Genomic DNA, 15,752 nt, shown 5'->3' with positions numbered 1-15,752 from the left:
TTAACAAATGGTTTACGTTGCGCGCACAGGCTCGCCATGGCACACCAAAACCACGCCAGAAGCGGTCGTTTCGCGACGACCAACAGCACTTCGGTCAATAGTTTAGGGGAGCAGGGGGCTCGACCAGCCGTTCAAGGGAAACCTTGGACGGCTTCTTTTTGATTCGCGGTTTGTGATTCGCGCTTTGTGATTCGTAGTTTGTGATTTGTCCGGGCATGGCCTAGATGCTCGCGACACGCAAATCCCTGGATCAGAGCATATGAGCGAACCGGCCGGCCCCTTGGAGACCGAACAGACCGCGGAGGCGCCGCCGCCGCGCCGCGAGCCGGTGTTCAACCTGCCACCGGCGGTGCTGGCGGTGATCGGCATCTGCGTTGCCGTCTTCCTGCTGCAGCAATATGTGCTGACCGAAGAGCAGCAGATAACATTGCTCACCGACGGCGCCTTCATTCCGGTCCTCTACACCGGCCAATACGGTTTCGACTGGTTCCTCTTCACCCGTCCTTTCACCTATGCCTTCATGCATGGTGGCGTTGCCCACATTGCCATCAACATGGTTGCGCTGGCCGCCTTCGGGTCGCCGCTGGCCAACCGTCTCGGCTGGTTCTGGTTCGCCTTGTTTTTCGCCGCCACCGGGCTGGCCGCGGTGGTGCTGTTCTGGGCGGTCCATCCATATGGCGAAGCACCGCTGGTCGGCGCTTCCGGGGCGATATCGGGCATGATGGGTGCGGCGGCTCGCTTCGGGTTCCGTACCGACCGCTCCTCCGGCAGGGCGGCCTTTGCCGGTCCCGTGCTGCCGATCGCAGTCGTTTTGCGCATGCGCGGCGTCGTCAATTTTCTCGGCGCCTGGATGGTCATCAATCTCGCCACCGGCCTTTACGGTCTCGGGCTCGGAGAACCCGGCCAGATCGCCTGGGAAGCGCACATTGGCGGCCTCGTCGCAGGCTTCTTCGGATTGCGCTGGTTCGACCGGCGCTGGCGGGCGCCTGAATGGGAGATCCCCGACGACCAGCGCACCCCCGACTAGCGCACTCTATTGGCGCACCCCACTGGCACACCCCACTGGCACACCCCACTGGCACACTTGAAAAGCAACCGATCACGGCGCACGATGTTCACTCTTATGTGAAGCCGGTCAGGGCGGGAGCTGGCTAGCCAAGCAGGAGGAGGAGGACGCCATGACGGTTAAGGCAATTCTCGAGAGAAAAGGCCATGACGTGTTCACGCTCGGGCCGAATGTAAAGCTCAGCGAAGCCATTCGAATCCTGGCCGACCACAAGATCGGTGCACTGGTCATCACCAACGGCGATCGCAAGATCGTCGGCATCCTTTCCGAGCGTGACATCGTGCGGGTCGTTGCCAGGGAAGGCGCTGCCGCACTTGATATAACGGTACGCTCGGCGATGACGCCGAAAGTGAAGATCTGCAACGAGAACCACACGGTCAACGAGGTGATGGAGATCATGACCAAAGGCCGTTTCCGCCATCTGCCGGTGGAAAAGGATGGGCTGCTCGACGGTATCGTGTCGATCGGCGACGTGGTCAAGCGCCGCATCGAGGATGTCGAGCGCGAGGCCGACGAGATCAGGGCCTACATCGCAACAGCCTGACCTGACGAAGAAACCGCCGACCGGGAATGCCGGCCGGCGGCGTTCATTCTATTGGTTGTAGAGCGGCCGAAAGGGGCTGAAAAGGCCAGCCCGCTGCTTTGGGCGCTTGTCTCGCGAAGCGGTTTGCACTAGCGAAGACCGATACCCAAATTCGCGAAAATCGCAGTTTTCGCGAGCCAAAAGCGCAGGCCACCATGACCCTTATCGATACCCGCACGCCCGATGCCAAACGTTTTATTCCCGGCGCTACCGGCGATTGGGAGATCATCATCGGCCTCGAGGTTCATGCGCAGGTGACCTCGGAAGCAAAGCTGTTTTCCGGGGCGTCGACTACTTTCGGCGCGGCGCCCAACGCCAATGTCAGTCTGGTCGACGCGGCCATGCCCGGCATGCTGCCGGTCATCAATGAGGAATGCGTCAAGCAGGCGATCCGCACCGGCCTCGGATTGAAGGCGCAGATCAACCACAAGTCGGTGTTCGACCGGAAAAACTATTTCTATCCCGACCTGCCGCAGGGTTACCAGATATCGCAGTTCAAGCAGCCGATCGTCGGCGAAGGCACGATCGTCATTTCGGTCGGTCCCGACCGGCAGGGCGAGTTCGAGGACATCGAGATCGGCATCGAGCGCCTGCACCTGGAGCAGGACGCCGGCAAGTCGATGCACGATCAGCATCCCACCATGTCCTATGTCGATCTCAACCGCTCCGGCGTGGCGCTGATGGAGATTGTCTCCAAGCCCGACATGCGCTCCGCCGACGAGGCCAAGGCGTATGTCACCAAGCTGCGCACCATCGTGCGCTATCTCGGCACTTGCGACGGCAACATGGACGAAGGTTCGATGCGCGCCGACGTCAACGTCTCCGTTCGCAGGCCCGGCGGCGAATTCGGTACGCGCTGTGAGATCAAGAACGTCAACTCGATCCGCTTCATCGGCCAGGCCATCGAGTTCGAGGCGCGCCGCCAGATCGCCATCCTCGAGGATGGCGGCAAGATCGACCAGGAAACCAGGCTGTTCGACGCCGTCAAAGGCGAGACGCGCTCGATGCGCAGCAAGGAAGAGGCGCATGACTACCGCTACTTCCCCGATCCCGACCTTTTGCCGCTGGAGTTCGACCAGGCCTATGTCGACGCGCTGGCCAAGGAGTTGCCGGAACTGCCCGACGACAAGAAGGCGCGCCTGATCTCCTCACTTGGCCTGTCGATCTACGACGCCTCGATCCTGGTGTCGGAAAAGCCGATCGCCGACTATTTCGAGCAGGTGGCCTCGGGCCGCGACGGCAAGCTTGCCGCCAACTGGGTCATCAATGACCTGCTCGGCCAGCTTAACAAGGCCGGCAAGGACATTGAAAATGCTCCTGTAACACCGGAGCAGCTCGGTGCCGTGATCGACCTGATCAAGGAAGGCACCATCTCCGGCAAGATCGCCAAGGATCTGTTCGAGATCGTTTGGAACGAGGGCGGCGATCCGCGCCAGCTGGTCGAAAGCCGCGGCATGAAGCAGGTCACGGACACCGGCGCCATCGAGAAGGCGGTCGACGAAGTCATCGCCGCCAACCCCGACAAGGTCGAGCAGGCTCGCGCCAAGCCGACCATGGCCGGCTGGTTCGTCGGCCAGGTGATGAAAGCCACCGGCGGCAAGGCCAACCCGCAGGCGGTCAACGATCTGGTCAAGGCCAAGCTCGGTATCGAATAGAACAATGTTCGTCCGCACCGCCAGCGAACGTGACCTTGCCGCTGTCCGCGCGCTGCTGGTCGAAACCTGGCACGCAACCTACGACGCGATCTATGGCGCCCAGCGGGTGATCGAAATTACCGACGACTGGCATTCGATCGCCTCGCTCAAGGCGCGGCTGACAAGGCCGAACTCGGAATTCCTGGTCGCCGATGACGGCAAGCGTATCGGCGGCATGGCTTTTGCCGCCGCAACGGCGGATGCGAAGATCGTGTTGCTGAACCAGCTCTATGTACTGCCGGCCTGCCAGCGGCAAGGCATCGGCCAGGCCTTGCTGGACGAGGTCGAAGCCAGCTTTCCCGAGGCAAACACTTTGCGGGTCGAGGTGGAAGAGGCCAACGTGCCGGCCATCGCCTTCTACCGTTCGAAGGGATTTTTGCCGGCCGGCAGCACCGCCGATTGCGGCGGCGGTTCGGGGTTGCCGGCGCTGATCTTCGAGAAGCCGCTGGGATAAGCGTCCGACGAAACGTTCAGTGCTGTCCTTTCAGGACGACCAGATAGCCGCGTTCCACCGGCTGCCGGAAGGCGATCTGTTCGGATGTGCCCGGATCTTTCGATTGCTTTTCGATGACGTAGCCGCCGGGATGAGACTTGAGCCATTCCTCAGGCTTGTCGGCGTTCTCGAATGGCTTCTCTATTCGCCCAAGGAAACCGACCTCGCCCTGATAGTCGTAAGCGACGGCCCAGTCGGCGTCCTTTCGTTCGTCGATGAAGCTCGCCAGCGGCGTGAGATCGTAGCGTTTGAACACGGTCGCCGAGGCGGCGGCGTGGCCGATGGCGAAAAGGGCAAGCATGACAAAGGCCGTCGCCCTCAGCCTGGCTACTGAAATCTCGGCCATGAAGTAGCCCAGCAGAATGGTCGCGAACGGTAGTGCCGGCACGACATAGTGCGGCTGCTTGCCGGATATGGCGCTGAAGACCAGCAGCACCGCAATGAACGAGAACGACAGCAGGCGCAGGGCACGCAGATCCGGGGATTTCGTGTCGATGAGGCTGCGTATCCGGGCAGCCGGCTTCAGCCGCCACACCGGGGGGATAAAGGCCCAGGGCACGAACATGAGCGGCAACAGCATCAGGTAAAAGTAAAACGGCCGGCCATGCGAATTGTGCAGGCTTCCGGTAACCCGACCTGCCGACTGGTTCCAGACGAGGTCGTAGACGAAACTGCCCTTGGTCAGGATGGTCGCGGGCGCCAGCCATATGGCGACCGGGACAAGGGCGGCGAGAATTGCCAGGCCGGCTCCGGCAAAGAACTGCAAAGGGGCAAGGCCGGCTCGCCGGTCACGCCAGAGAGGATAGAGCAGGACGGGCGCGCCGATGTGAATGAGCACGACCGGGCCTTTGGCCAGCACGCCGAGCCCGATGAACAGACCCGCCAGCACCGCCTGCCAGCGGTTGCCGGTCCTGGCGAAGCCCAGCAACGCCAGCAGTGCGGCGACCACACAAGCCGTCAAAAGCATGTCGAACAGGATCAGGGTCGAATAGATGACAAAGACGGTGCTGCCGGCCACCAGCCAGGGGATGCGACTGGCGATGTCCGGGCGCTCGGGAAACAGGGTTTTGGCCAGAAGTGTCGTCAGCCAGATGACCAGCGACGAGGCGGCGAAGATGACGAGCATCGCCGCCGCGCGGCTCACACCGAAGATGTTCCAGACGAGATCGATGAGCCAGAACAACAGCGGCGGCTTCTGCAGATAGGGCGCAAAGTTCATCGTCGGTACGAAGACATGTCCACCGAGATACATCTCCCAGGCGACGCTGAGATAGCGCGTCTCATCGACCGGCAGTAGCGGACGGAAAGCGAGCGCGATGCAAAGCAGGGCCAGCAGGAAGAGGTAAGGCAGCAGCCGTTCAATTCGTGTCGGTATCAAGTTCGGGGACCGCCCAGGAAATGGTTTCCACGTCCGGTCGTGCACGATGCACCGTCTCCGGACCGGAGCAGAACCGCACCATGATTTTGGCCGAATTGCAACGATGCCGGCTTGGTATCGTGATTACGCCTGCGTACCGGCAAATAGTTGAAAAATTTGACGATTGGCTCCGAGTATGGCTTCAGGCCGAGCGCAGCGGCGGCGTCAATTCGCGCATCAGGAGTTCCAGCTCTCGCTGGTCGCCGGTGGCGGTCTTGTCGAAGATGGTTGCCAGCTGTGATTTGACGGTGCCGTCCGAGACGCCGCTGGCAGCCGCGATTTCACGCCGTGTCAGCCCGGCGGCGACATGGCCGGCGACACGCTTTTCCGCTGCGGTCAGTCCGAACAGCGCAGCGATCGCTTCCAGCGCCGGCACTGATGCGGCGCCGGCGGCGGCAATGAAAATGGCCGCGGCGGCGCGCGGCGATATGCGGGCCGAAATGTCGCGTCGCGCCAGAGGCATGACATGCGCCACCGCCGGAGACATGGCCTTCACCAGCGGAATGTTGATGCCGGACGGTCCGAGCGCGAATTCGTCGCGCGTGCCGAGCTGGACGGCGCGGCCGATGGCGGTGTTGGCGTTGGCATAAGCGAAGGACAGCTGGCCGCGCACCGAGGACACTGAGGCGGTTTCGGTGAGCAGGGCTTCGGCTGCCCGATTGGCGAAAATGATCTGCATATCGTCGGCGACGATCAGCACCGGATGGTCGAGGCTCTCGAGGATCGAGCGAAAGACGTCGGCCTTGCGCCGCTCGGCCTCGAACAGGTCGCCGATGGTCACCGCACGCCGGACATGGGGGGCGAGCGTGGACATCAGGTCGATATCCCTGGCTGAAATCTGGGGCCTGTCCTTGTCGGTAACCACCATCAGCGTGCCGGCGCGCGCCGGCTGCTTCATCAGCGCCACCCAGAAGAAATCGTCGAGACGGTTGGGTTCCACCCACTCGCGCACGATGCGGCTTTCGAGCCAGTTCTGGCGGGCGTCAGGGCCTTGCAGGGCGTAGACGCTATCGACGGTGAACGGCATGTCGATTTCCATCTTCGGCACCGCCTTGAAGAAGGGCACCTCGCAGGCGTAGTCGCGCTGCAGCGGCTCAAGCAGGACCGGATCGCCGCAGGAAGTCGAGAACCGGGCCGAGTTTCTCGCCGTATCGACGACCGCCAGCATGGCAAGCCGGCCGAGCGCCAATTTGCAGATTGATTCAAGCGTCGATGGCCAACGGCCGACATCGGCAATCGAATCGTAAATCGCTTCGACGATCTGCGGCAGGGCGCGACCGAATATGTTGGCCTGGACAGACACGTAGAGCCTCGTAAGGATTGCAGCGTAGTGGCAGGTCACACACTGTCTCCGCCTGAGGTCGCACACAACATAGCCGGCTTGGTTACGTCTGTGAAACGTCTCACAGCGGCGTTCGGTGTATTGTGAGCGCTTGCGGGCTGGCCAGAACGTGCCTGATGAGCCGTTGTCTAAGAGCACTCGGGCCGCTCTGCGATACAAATCAAAGTGAACGGAATTGCAATTTTTCAGGGAATAAATGAGGAAACTTCCACATTGTCGATCAACCTGGTTCTGCCAAGCCACGCCGTGGCAAGCAGGCGGCCATCGCCGTCACGCCGCCACGAGGTGAGCGTCAGGCTCTTGCGCGCGGCGACATAGTCGACGCTGTCGAAGCCTGCCTCGAGAAGCGCGGCAGTGGCTTTGCCGGTGACGCCGTTTTCATCGGCGCCGGCCGCGAGCGCTGCCGCCGTCTGGCGCAAGATGACATTGAGCTGTCGCGCGACGTCGAGTTCGGCGGCGTCGAGATAGGCGTTGCGCGACGACATTGCCAGGCCATGCGCATCGCGCACGGTTGGCGCGCCGACGATTTCCACCGGAAGGTCAAGATCGCGGCAGAGCTTTCGGACGACGCAAAGCTGCTGGTAGTCTTTTTCGCCGAAGATGGCGTAGTCGGGCAGGGCTTGCAGAAAGAGCTTGGCCACGACCGTGGCGACGCCCTCGAAGAAGGTCGGCCTGAAATCCGATTCCAGGCCAGAAGACGGGCCGCCGACCGAAATCTTCGTCGCAAAGCCTGCCGGATACATCTCGGAAACCGTAGGCGTGAAGGCAAGCTGTGCGCCGGCCTCGGTCAGCCGGTCGAGATCGCGGGCCAGCTGACGCGGATACTTGTCGAGATCTTCAGTGGGGGCGAACTGGGCCGGGTTGACGAAGATCGAGACGACGCAGCGATCGGCCGTTGCGAGCGCGGCCCCGACCAGCGAGATATGGCCGTCATGCAAAGCGCCCATGGTCGGCACCATGGCGACGCTCAGGCCTTCGCGCCACCATTCGCGGATCTGCGCGCGAAGGCCGGGCACGGTGTCGACGACGAGCGGCTGGCTGATGGGGGGCCGGTTCATGCCTTGTCCTTGTCGCTCGCGGCTGAAAAGACGTGGCCCGGCCCGGGGAAGGTGCGGCTGCGCACCTCCGCTGCGTAGCGCGCCGCGGCATCGGCGACCGCGCTGCGCAAATCGGCGTATTCCTTGACGAATTTCGGCACCCGGTCGACCGTCAGGCCGACCATGTCGTCGATGACCAGGATCTGGCCGTCGCAATCGCGGCTGGCGCCGATGCCAATGGTGGGAATGGCAATGCGCCGGGTGAGGTCGGCGGCAACGGTCTCGACCGTGCCCTCGATGACCAGCGAAAACGTGCCGGCTTTCTCGACCGCGTCGGCGTCGCGCATGAGCGCGGCCACATTCTCCGGCGTGCGGCCCTTGATCTTGTAGCCACCGTCCTTTTCCACCGATTGCGGCTGCAAGCCGATATGGCCCATCACTGGAATGCCGGCCGCGACGATTGCCGCGATCTGGAGGGCGACTTCGACGCCGCCTTCCAGCTTCACCGCCTGGCAGCCGGTTTCCTCAGAGATGCGGCGCGCCGAGGCAAGGGCTTGCGCGGCCGAAGTCTCGTAGCTGCCGGCCGGCATATCGACCACCACGCAGGCCTTTGATGAACCGCGCATCACGGCCTGGCCATGGGCGATCATCATCTCCAGCGAGGCGCCGAGCGTGGTCTTGTGGCCATGCAGCACCATGGCAACGCTGTCGCCGACCAGGAGAAGGTCGACATGATCGTCGAGCAGGCGGGCGACGGGATAGGTGTAAGCGGTGAGGCATACGATCGGCACGCCGCCCTTGCGGGCGCGTATTGTCTCCGCACTGATCCTGGCGACAGCTAAGGCCATTCCTCACCTCCCGCAGCCGGCGTTGACTACAGCGCCGCGCGTCCCGTGGACGCGCAAAGGACGCTGTAGCACTTGGGTTTGCGCATGATCCTTTCCGAAAATCGATTTCGATTTTCGGGGTCATGCGGCAGCGCCGGGCGATGAGAGCTTTAGGAAGACGCAGCCGGCTTGGCAAGCGTCGGTTCGCAGGTGCGAAATGGATCGGCCAATGACCGAGCGTTTCGGCATGCCGTCAGTGCCGCAGGCGCCGCAAAACCCTTGCCTTCGCCAAGGCCTGACGCCATAAGCAGGGACAGCCACCGCCGCGCGCCCGCGAGGATCTGAATGAAAACTTTCCTTCTGCAGTTTTTCACCTGGTGGAACCGCCAGACGCTGGGAACCCGTTTTCACACCTGGCGCCACGGCAACAAGGTCGGCCAGGATGGGGCCGGCAACGTCTACTACGAAGGCGGCGTTGATTCGGAAGGCCGCACCCGCCGCTGGGTCATCTACGCCAATTATTCGGAGGCGTCGGCGATCCCCCCGGGCTGGCACGGCTGGATGCATCACCGCGTCGATGTGGCGCCGCCAAGCGACGACTATCGGCCGCGCGAATGGGAAAAGGCGCATGAGCCGAACCTCACGGGAACACCGGCGGCTTATCGCCCAAAGGGTTCCGTGCTCACCAATCAGCACCGTCCGCAGGTGACGGGCGACTACGATGCGTGGACGCCTGGTTCTTGACCGCCGGCCGGTCCTTTGTCGCCACAATTGGCGTTTAGCTGCTTGCTGATATGACAACGGCGAATAGCCTTGGGCGTGACAGAATCACCCGGGCCCAAACCACCGGTATCTCCGCATGAACATTTTCAGCCTGACATCGATGGCCGGACTGGCGGCAATTGGCGCTATCGCCATGTTCCCGACAGCGTTTGCCGCGGCGCAGGCGCCTGCGGCAGCACCCGCAATCTCCGATCGCATCACCAATCCGGTCGCCGAATTTGCCGGCATCGACAAGATCACCGGCCGTATCATCACCTTCGATGTCTACATCGACGAAACCGTGCAGTTCGGCGCTTTGCAGGTGACGCCGCGGATCTGCTATTCGCGGCCGGAGAATGAAGAGCCGAAGACCGATTCCTTCGTCGAAGTCGACGAAATCACGCTCGACCGCAAGATCCGCCGCATCTTCACCGGCTGGATGTTCGCCGAGAGCCCCGGCCTAAACGCCGTCGAGCACGCCGTCTATGACGTCTGGCTAAAGGGCTGCAAGCAGAAGTCGGATGTGCCGCCGCCCGACGCGGCCAATGCCGAGACGCCCAAGGTCGACACGTCCAAGCCAAAGCCCGCCGCTGCTCCGGCCGCCGAACAGCCGGACCCCACGGAGCCTGACGCGACGAACACCAACTGATCCTCCGGAACCGTCATGGCCACCATGCGTTGGGCCATGGACGACCGCGCATTTGCGCGCTTGGAGGATATTCTGATGTCGGACAGCAAACGGATCACGGCCAGCAAAGACGACCTGCTCGAACTCGAAAAGGGGTTCTGGACGGGCGACGAAGCTTACTACGCCGCCAATGTCGACACAGAATGCCTGGTGGCATTTCCTGAGATGGCACAGGCAATGGACAATGCCGATCTGGCCAAGACCGCGACCAAGCCCAACCGCTGGCGCGACCTTCAGATCGACCTCAAGGGTATCATCGAGCCCGGCAGCGACATTATCATGCTGACCTATGAGGCTCATGCGACACGGGAAAACGGCGAGCCCTACGCGGCGCTGGTCAGCACTGGCTATGTCCACCGTGTCAACGGCTGGAAGATGATGTTCCATTCGCAGACGCCGATGGAAACCGCGAAGGGCTGACCCCTTTCACCGGTCGAGCCGGCTCGGCCGCTCGGTCTCCGATCAGGGATAAAAAACGGCTTCGCCCTTCAGCGCCTCGGCCAACATCTTCTCGTATTTGACGCGCGGCACGTCGACCGCGCCGAAGCGTTTGAGATGCTCAGTGGTGAATTGCGTGTCGAGCAGGGCAAAGCCGCGCGCCTTCAGCCGCTCGACCAGATGATACAGGCAGGTCTTGGACGCGTCGGTTTCCCGGGCGAACATGCTTTCGCCGAAGAACACGCGACCGAGCGAGACGCCATAGAGGCCGCCGACCAGCCGTTCCTCGCGCCATGCCTCGACCGAATGGCAGTGCCCCAGACGGTGCAGCTCGATATAGGCTTCGCGGATCGGCGCGTTGATCCAGGTCGAGCGGCGCTCCTCGCGCTTTTCGGCGCAGCCGTCGATCGTCGCCTCGAAATCGAAATCGAAGCGGATGTCGAACGGGTGCTTGCGAATTGTCTTCCGCAAGCTCTTCGGCGTGTGGAAGCCATCGAGCGGTATGATGCCGCGCGTCTCCGGCCGCACCCAGAACACTTCCGGGTCGGAAGCGCTCTCGGCCATCGGGAAGACGCCCGAGGCATAGGCCTTGAGCAACAGGTCGGTCGGAATGCGATAGCCGGGAGCGTAAGGACGGGTCATCGCGGCATCATAGCGGCAAGTCGGGCGCTATTCCTCTTTGGCCAGATACTTTTCCAGCCAGTGGATGTCGTAGTCGCCATTGGCGATATCGGCATTGCCGACCAGGTCGCGAAACAGCGGCAGCGTCGTCTTGATGCCGTCGACGACGAACTCGTCGAGCGCCCGGCGCAGCCGCATCATGCATTCGACGCGGTTGCGGCCGTGCACGATCAGCTTGCCGATCAGGCTGTCATAATAGGGCGGGATCTTGTAGCCGGAATAGACACCGGAATCGACGCGGATGCCCAGACCGCCAGGCGTGTGGAAATGCGTAATCGTGCCGGGCGAAGGCGTGAAGGTGCGCGGGTCCTCGGCATTGATGCGGCATTCTATGGCGTGGCCGTTGAACTTGATGTCCTCCTGGCGCACCGAAAGCCCGCCGCCGGAGGCAACGCGGATCTGTTCGTGGACCAGATCGATGCCGGTGATCGCCTCCGTCACCGGATGCTCGACCTGCAACCGCGTGTTCATCTCGATGAAGTAGAACTCGCCATTCTCGTACAGGAATTCGATGGTGCCTGCGCCGGAGTAGCCGAGGTCGGCGATGGCCTTGGCACAGATATTGCCGATGCGGGCGCGCTCCTCGGCGTTGAGGGCCGGCGAGGGCGCCTCTTCCCAGACTTTCTGGTGGCGGCGTTGCAGCGAACAGTCGCGCTCGCCGAAATGCACGCCGCGGCCGGCGCCGTCGCCGAATACCTGCACCTCGATGTGGCGCGGCTTTTCCAAGTATTTCTCGATGTAGACGGCATCGTCGCCGAAGGCCGCGCCGGCCTCCGTGCTGGCTGTCTGCAAGGCGATCTCGAGATCGGCTTCGGTAAGGGCGACCTTCATACCGCGCCCGCCACCGCCTGCCGAAGCCTTGATGATCACGGGATAGCCGATCTCGGCGGCAATGCGCCTGGCTTCCTTTTGGTCGGTGACGGCGCCGTCGGAGCCCGGCACAACCGGAATGCCGAGCCGCTTTGCGGTGCGCTTGGCCTCGATTTTGTCGCCCATGATGCGGATGTGGTCGCCCGATGGGCCGATGAAGGTGATGTTGTGGGCGGCGAGAATGTCGGCGAACTTGGCGTTTTCCGACAGGAAGCCATAGCCCGGATGCACGGCATCGGCGCCTGTAATCTCGCAGGCTGCGACGATCTGGTGGATGTTGAGATAGCTGTCGCGCGACGGCGGCGGACCGATGCACACGCTTTCGTCGGCGAGCCTGACATGCATGGCGTCAGCGTCGGCGGTCGAATGCACGACCACGGTCTGGATGCCGAGTTCCTTGCAGGCGCGCAGCACCCGAAGCGCGATTTCGCCGCGGTTGGCGATGAGGATCTTCTGAAACATCCGGCCCGCTCTACTCGATCACGACGAGCGGCATGCCGTACTCGACCGGCTGGCCGTCCTCGAACAGGATCGCAGTCACCGTGCCGGCGCGCGGCGAAGGGATCTGGTTCATCGTCTTCATCGCTTCGATGATCAGCAGCGTCTGGCCTTCCTTGACCTTCTGGCCCACTTCGATGAAGGCCTTGGCATCGGGCGAGGGCGCGAGATAGGCGGTGCCGACCATCGGCGAGGGGACCGCGTTCTTGGACGGATCGGCCACTGCTGGTGCGGTAGCCGCGCCCGCCGCGGGCTGCTGCGCTGCCGGAGCATAACCGGCCTGCGGTGCGGCGATGGCGTGGACGGCCGGCGCCTGGCGCGATACGCGCACCTTCAGGTCGCCGAGCTCGACTTCGATCTCGGTGAGATTGGTGTCGTTCAGTATGCCCGCCAGATCGCGGATCAGTTGCTGGTCAACACCGGTCTTCTTTATCGACATTTTCGAGCCTTCTGTTTGTGGGCCGGTCATAGGCGTGCCGCCAGCGCCTGCAGCGCCAGCGAGTAGCCAAGCGGCCCGAACCCGCAGATCATGCCGACAGCGACCGGCGCGACCATGGAGACGTGGCGGAATGGTTCCCGCGCGTGGATGTTGGAGAGGTGAACTTCGGCGACGGGCAGCGGCGCGACAGCGCGGATGGCGTCGTGAATGGCAATCGAGGTGTGGCTGTAGGCACCCGGATTGATGACGATGCCGGCTGCCTTGTCGCCGGCTTCCTGGATCCAGTCGACGAGGTCGCCCTCATGGTTCGACTGGCGAAAATCAATCTCGAGGCCCAGGGCGGCGCCCGCCTGCTTGCAGTCGTCGGCGATCGCGGAAAGCGTCTTGCCGCCATAGATGCCCGGCTCGCGCTTGCCGAGCGCGTTCAGGTTGGGGCCGTTCAGGACGAAAATCGTTTTCAAAAATGCCGACCTTTTCCGACGCCGGCCTCAAGCCGGCGCGCAGGGCCTTCTATAATGGGCATAGCCGCCCGCGGAAAGAGCACAAGTGCGATCTTTCACTGTCCACAACAGGCGGAAATGTGCCCGTGAGAAATAGGCTCGCGTGCAAGATCAGAGCGCGGCTTTCGCCGCCTCGATCTTTTCAGCCAGCACTTCCTGGCCGAGCGCCCCGAACACCACCTCATTGCCGACCACGTAGGAAGGCGTTCCGGTGATGGCCAGCTTGTTGGCGAGGTCGAAGGTCTTGGAGAAAGCCTCGGTGATGGTCGGATCCTTCATCTTCTCGCGCAATTTCGCCTCATCGGCGCCTAGCGACAGCGCAACCTTGATGGCCGCCGCCTCGGTGGCGCGGCCCTGGCCGCCGAGCAGGGCGTTGTGGAACTCGCCGTATTTCTCCGGATGCATCAGGTGGAAAGCCATCGAGACGACGCTGGCCTTTTGCGAATCCGGCCCGAGGATCGGGAATTCCTTGAGCACGAAGCGCAGCTCCGGATCGGCCTTTGTCAGAGCCTGCATGTCCTCGATGGCGCGTTTGCAGAAGCCGCAATTGTAATCGTAGAATTCGACGATGGTGACCTTGCCCTTCGGGTTGCCGACGACACCGTCGAAGGTCGAGTTGAAAATCTCGGACTTGGCCTTCTCGATGACTCCGAGGCTGGCTATGCGCTGCTCTTCCTTCTGCTTGGCCTCGAGCGCCTCCTGCACTTCGAGCAGCACTTCGGGGTTCTTCAGGAGATAGTCGCGGATAATGCCCTCGACCTCGGTGCGATCGATCTTGGTGTCGGCCGAGGCGGTCTGCACGGCCTGCGCCGTGCCGGCCTTGGCCACCTGCGGATTGCCGGCGACGAACCCGAACGCCAGCATGGCAAGAGCAGCCGCCACTCCCGTCGTGCCGAGCAATATTGCCTTGTTCATCGTCTGATCCTCTTGCCGGTTCCGGTCTATCCTAGTCGCAGCGGGCGACCGGAAGGTTCATTTCTTGAGTTTGCCTGAAGGGTTGTAGTTTATGATGTCCTGCGCGCGAATCCAGCCGGGTTCGCCACGCTTCAAGTCCTTTTGCGCGCGCATGGCGAAAATTTTCGCATTCGTGTAATCGCCGGAATAGAAATGGCCCTCGGCGGTGGCGAGTTCCGCCGCCGGAATGTTGCCAAGCTCGCCATAGGCCTGGGCGAGATAGCGGTATCCGACCGTGTTTTCCTTGTCGCGCCCGAGGCCGTTGTTGATCTGCACCACCGCCTTCTTCAGCGAATCGGGCGTGCCGATGGCCATCAGCGCCTGGCCGAGAGAAACGGGCAACAGGCCCGACCTCACCGGATCGAGGCTGACCGCCTTGGCATAGGCGTCCGCGGCGTCCTTGGGCTTGTTGGCCTTCATCAGTATGTCGCCGCGCATTTCCTGGAAGTAGGGGTTCTTCGGCTGTTCCTTGATCAGTGCATTGGCCTTGGTCAGCGCCGCACCCAGATTGCCGTAGAGATAGGCCATCTGCGCTTCGCCATAGCGCGAGGCGAGGCTGCCCGGGGCCTTGCGGATCAGCCGCGTGGCCGCGGCCTGGCCGCCCATATAGGCGGCGATCTTGATGCGCATCATGTCGTGCCGCTGCTGCAGTGCCGGCGGATCGACCTTGTCGACGTTAGGGCTCTGCTTGACCAGCACTTCGAGATTGGCGATGCGCTCCTGCGGCATCGGGTGGCTGATGCGGTAGGGATCGACCTGCGTGCCGGAAAGCGACAGCGCGCTCTGGAACCGGGCGAAGGTCTTCAGCATGCCCATGCCGGACTGGCCGGTGGCATTGAGATAGGTGATGGCAGAGCGGTCGGCGGTCGACTCTTCGGTGCGCTGGTAGGCAAGAATGCTGCGCTGCGCCATCTCGCCGCCGCCCGCGGCGACGCCCATGCCGGCGCCGGCAAGGCCGCGGCTGTTGGTGGTGGCGCCGGCAACGATGGCGCCGGCGCCAAGCAGCGTGGCGATGATGGCCATGGTCTTGGCGCGCTCGAGCTGGTCGCGCAATTTCTGCTGATGGCCGCCGGCGATGTGGCCGGCCTCGTGGGCGATGACGCCGATGATCTCGTTGGGCGTTTCGGCCTGCATCAGCGCGCCGGTGTTGATGAACAGCCGGCGCCCGGTAACGAAGGCGTTGAAGCTCTGATCGTTGACCAAAACGATATCGACACCGTCATTGGCAAGACCGGCCGCCTTGAAGATCGGCCGCGCATAGTCGCGCACCAGCGCCTCGATCTCGGCATCGCGCACGACCGGCACCGCCTGGGCGAAGGCCGTCACCGAGCCGGTGACAGCGACGGCGGCCGCAAGCAAAAGCGTCGCGAAGCCGCGCGCTGTCTTCCCGATGGAAGATTTGCCGATGGAAGATTTGGAAGTCGTCGATTTGGGTCGGCTCAGCATGAGGTCCACTGGTAAAC

Annotated in this window: 17 protein-coding genes; 7 read left to right on the top strand and 10 right to left on the bottom strand. The window is 62.8% G+C overall.

Annotated features, from left to right (window positions below; translation table 11 throughout):
* Positions 1–259 precede the first annotated feature (259 nt).
* The 4 genes from ACYG97_RS10190 to ACYG97_RS10175 all read left to right on the top strand — a co-directional run bounded on the left by ACYG97_RS10190 (position 260) and on the right by ACYG97_RS10175 (position 3,797).
* Entirely contained in the window at positions 260–1,027 is a 768-nt protein-coding gene (locus ACYG97_RS10190) for a rhomboid family intramembrane serine protease (protein WP_023734412.1), read from the top strand.
* Between the two features lie 151 nt (positions 1,028–1,178).
* Entirely contained in the window at positions 1,179–1,610 is a 432-nt protein-coding gene (locus ACYG97_RS10185) for a CBS domain-containing protein (protein WP_023667498.1), read from the top strand.
* Between the two features lie 194 nt (positions 1,611–1,804).
* Positions 1,805–3,304 carry an Asp-tRNA(Asn)/Glu-tRNA(Gln) amidotransferase subunit GatB gene (gene gatB / locus ACYG97_RS10180; protein WP_023695378.1) on the top strand — a complete coding sequence of 500 codons (1,500 nt, stop codon included), beginning with the start codon at positions 1,805–1,807 and terminating at the stop codon, positions 3,302–3,304.
* A gap of 4 nt (positions 3,305–3,308) precedes the next feature.
* A complete protein-coding gene (locus ACYG97_RS10175; protein WP_023695377.1) occupies positions 3,309–3,797 on the top strand; it encodes a GNAT family N-acetyltransferase in 489 nt (162 codons plus the stop codon).
* Positions 3,798–3,813: 16 nt separating this feature from the next.
* Here the strand turns inward: ACYG97_RS10175 and ACYG97_RS10170 are convergent, their stop codons facing one another.
* The 4 genes from ACYG97_RS10170 to panB form a co-directional block, all read right to left on the bottom strand.
* Positions 3,814–5,214, bottom strand: coding sequence for an ArnT family glycosyltransferase (locus tag ACYG97_RS10170; protein ID WP_353007939.1), 1,401 nt, complete (start codon positions 5,212–5,214; stop codon positions 3,814–3,816).
* 181 nt (positions 5,215–5,395) lie between these two features.
* Positions 5,396–6,595: a helix-turn-helix transcriptional regulator gene (locus ACYG97_RS10165; protein ID WP_156937230.1), complete on the bottom strand. Its 1,200-nt coding sequence runs from the start codon at positions 6,593–6,595 to the stop codon at positions 5,396–5,398.
* Positions 6,596–6,780: 185 nt separating this feature from the next.
* On the bottom strand, positions 6,781–7,638 hold the full coding sequence (gene panC, locus ACYG97_RS10160; protein ID WP_023734409.1) for a pantoate--beta-alanine ligase: 858 nt from the start codon (positions 7,636–7,638) through the stop codon (positions 6,781–6,783).
* An 11-nt stretch (positions 7,639–7,649) separates the two neighbouring features.
* Positions 7,650–8,480: a 3-methyl-2-oxobutanoate hydroxymethyltransferase gene (panB, locus tag ACYG97_RS10155; protein ID WP_023667492.1), complete on the bottom strand. Its 831-nt coding sequence runs from the start codon at positions 8,478–8,480 to the stop codon at positions 7,650–7,652.
* Between the two features lie 324 nt (positions 8,481–8,804).
* On the opposite strand from panB, the gene ACYG97_RS10150 reads away from it, so the two are divergent.
* The 3 genes from ACYG97_RS10150 to ACYG97_RS10140 all read left to right on the top strand — a co-directional run bounded on the left by ACYG97_RS10150 (position 8,805) and on the right by ACYG97_RS10140 (position 10,329).
* Positions 8,805–9,203: an NADH:ubiquinone oxidoreductase subunit NDUFA12 gene (locus ACYG97_RS10150; RefSeq protein WP_023667491.1), complete on the top strand. Its 399-nt coding sequence runs from the start codon at positions 8,805–8,807 to the stop codon at positions 9,201–9,203.
* A 115-nt stretch (positions 9,204–9,318) separates the two neighbouring features.
* Positions 9,319–9,870 (top strand): DUF2155 domain-containing protein, encoded by a 552-nt coding sequence (locus ACYG97_RS10145; protein WP_023667490.1) that lies wholly within the window; start codon positions 9,319–9,321, stop codon positions 9,868–9,870.
* A 75-nt stretch (positions 9,871–9,945) separates the two neighbouring features.
* Positions 9,946–10,329 carry a hypothetical protein gene (locus ACYG97_RS10140; protein WP_023667489.1) on the top strand — a complete coding sequence of 128 codons (384 nt, stop codon included), beginning with the start codon at positions 9,946–9,948 and terminating at the stop codon, positions 10,327–10,329.
* Between the two features lie 42 nt (positions 10,330–10,371).
* On the opposite strand, the gene aat is transcribed toward ACYG97_RS10140, so the two are convergent.
* The 6 genes from aat to ACYG97_RS10110 form a co-directional block, all read right to left on the bottom strand.
* A complete protein-coding gene (aat, locus tag ACYG97_RS10135; protein WP_023710574.1) occupies positions 10,372–10,989 on the bottom strand; it encodes a leucyl/phenylalanyl-tRNA--protein transferase in 618 nt (205 codons plus the stop codon).
* Positions 10,990–11,016: 27 nt separating this feature from the next.
* Positions 11,017–12,360, bottom strand: a complete 1,344-nt coding sequence (gene accC, locus ACYG97_RS10130) for an acetyl-CoA carboxylase biotin carboxylase subunit (protein ID WP_023681497.1) — start codon at positions 12,358–12,360, stop codon at positions 11,017–11,019.
* Positions 12,361–12,370: 10 nt separating this feature from the next.
* Positions 12,371–12,835, bottom strand: coding sequence for an acetyl-CoA carboxylase biotin carboxyl carrier protein (gene accB / locus ACYG97_RS10125; RefSeq protein WP_023734408.1), 465 nt, complete (start codon positions 12,833–12,835; stop codon positions 12,371–12,373).
* Between the two features lie 26 nt (positions 12,836–12,861).
* Positions 12,862–13,296: a type II 3-dehydroquinate dehydratase gene (gene aroQ, locus ACYG97_RS10120; RefSeq protein WP_023734407.1), complete on the bottom strand. Its 435-nt coding sequence runs from the start codon at positions 13,294–13,296 to the stop codon at positions 12,862–12,864.
* A gap of 150 nt (positions 13,297–13,446) precedes the next feature.
* Positions 13,447–14,250, bottom strand: a complete 804-nt coding sequence (locus ACYG97_RS10115) for a DsbA family protein (protein ID WP_023734406.1) — start codon at positions 14,248–14,250, stop codon at positions 13,447–13,449.
* Positions 14,251–14,307: 57 nt separating this feature from the next.
* The gene (locus ACYG97_RS10110; RefSeq protein ID WP_023688383.1) at positions 14,308–15,735 is read right to left on the bottom strand and encodes a M48 family metalloprotease; all 1,428 of its coding nucleotides are present in this window, start codon (positions 15,733–15,735) and stop codon (positions 14,308–14,310) included.
* Positions 15,736–15,752: the final 17 nt, after the last annotated feature.

The sequence above is a fragment of the Mesorhizobium sp. W067 genome (assembly GCF_054719525.1).
This window is presented reverse-complemented; position numbering and strand designations above follow the sequence as displayed.

What these genes read in the sequence shown, in the direction of transcription:
- ACYG97_RS10190 (WP_023734412.1), top strand. Translation starts at nt 260, where the DNA reads ATGAGCGAACCGGCCGGCCCCTTGGAGACCGAACAGACCGCGGAGGCG.
- ACYG97_RS10185 (WP_023667498.1), top strand. Translation starts at nt 1,179, where the DNA reads ATGACGGTTAAGGCAATTCTCGAGAGAAAAGGCCATGACGTGTTCACG.
- gatB (WP_023695378.1), top strand. Translation starts at nt 1,805, where the DNA reads ATGACCCTTATCGATACCCGCACGCCCGATGCCAAACGTTTTATTCCC.
- ACYG97_RS10175 (WP_023695377.1), top strand. Translation starts at nt 3,309, where the DNA reads ATGTTCGTCCGCACCGCCAGCGAACGTGACCTTGCCGCTGTCCGCGCG.
- panB (WP_023667492.1), bottom strand. Translation starts at nt 8,480, where the DNA reads ATGGCCTTAGCTGTCGCCAGGATCAGTGCGGAGACAATACGCGCCCGC.
- ACYG97_RS10150 (WP_023667491.1), top strand. Translation starts at nt 8,805, where the DNA reads ATGAAAACTTTCCTTCTGCAGTTTTTCACCTGGTGGAACCGCCAGACG.
- ACYG97_RS10145 (WP_023667490.1), top strand. Translation starts at nt 9,319, where the DNA reads ATGAACATTTTCAGCCTGACATCGATGGCCGGACTGGCGGCAATTGGC.
- ACYG97_RS10140 (WP_023667489.1), top strand. Translation starts at nt 9,946, where the DNA reads ATGTCGGACAGCAAACGGATCACGGCCAGCAAAGACGACCTGCTCGAA.
- aat (WP_023710574.1), bottom strand. Translation starts at nt 10,989, where the DNA reads ATGACCCGTCCTTACGCTCCCGGCTATCGCATTCCGACCGACCTGTTG.
- accC (WP_023681497.1), bottom strand. Translation starts at nt 12,360, where the DNA reads ATGTTTCAGAAGATCCTCATCGCCAACCGCGGCGAAATCGCGCTTCGG.
- accB (WP_023734408.1), bottom strand. Translation starts at nt 12,835, where the DNA reads ATGTCGATAAAGAAGACCGGTGTTGACCAGCAACTGATCCGCGATCTG.
- ACYG97_RS10115 (WP_023734406.1), bottom strand. Translation starts at nt 14,250, where the DNA reads ATGAACAAGGCAATATTGCTCGGCACGACGGGAGTGGCGGCTGCTCTT.
- ACYG97_RS10110 (WP_023688383.1), bottom strand. Translation starts at nt 15,735, where the DNA reads ATGCTGAGCCGACCCAAATCGACGACTTCCAAATCTTCCATCGGCAAA.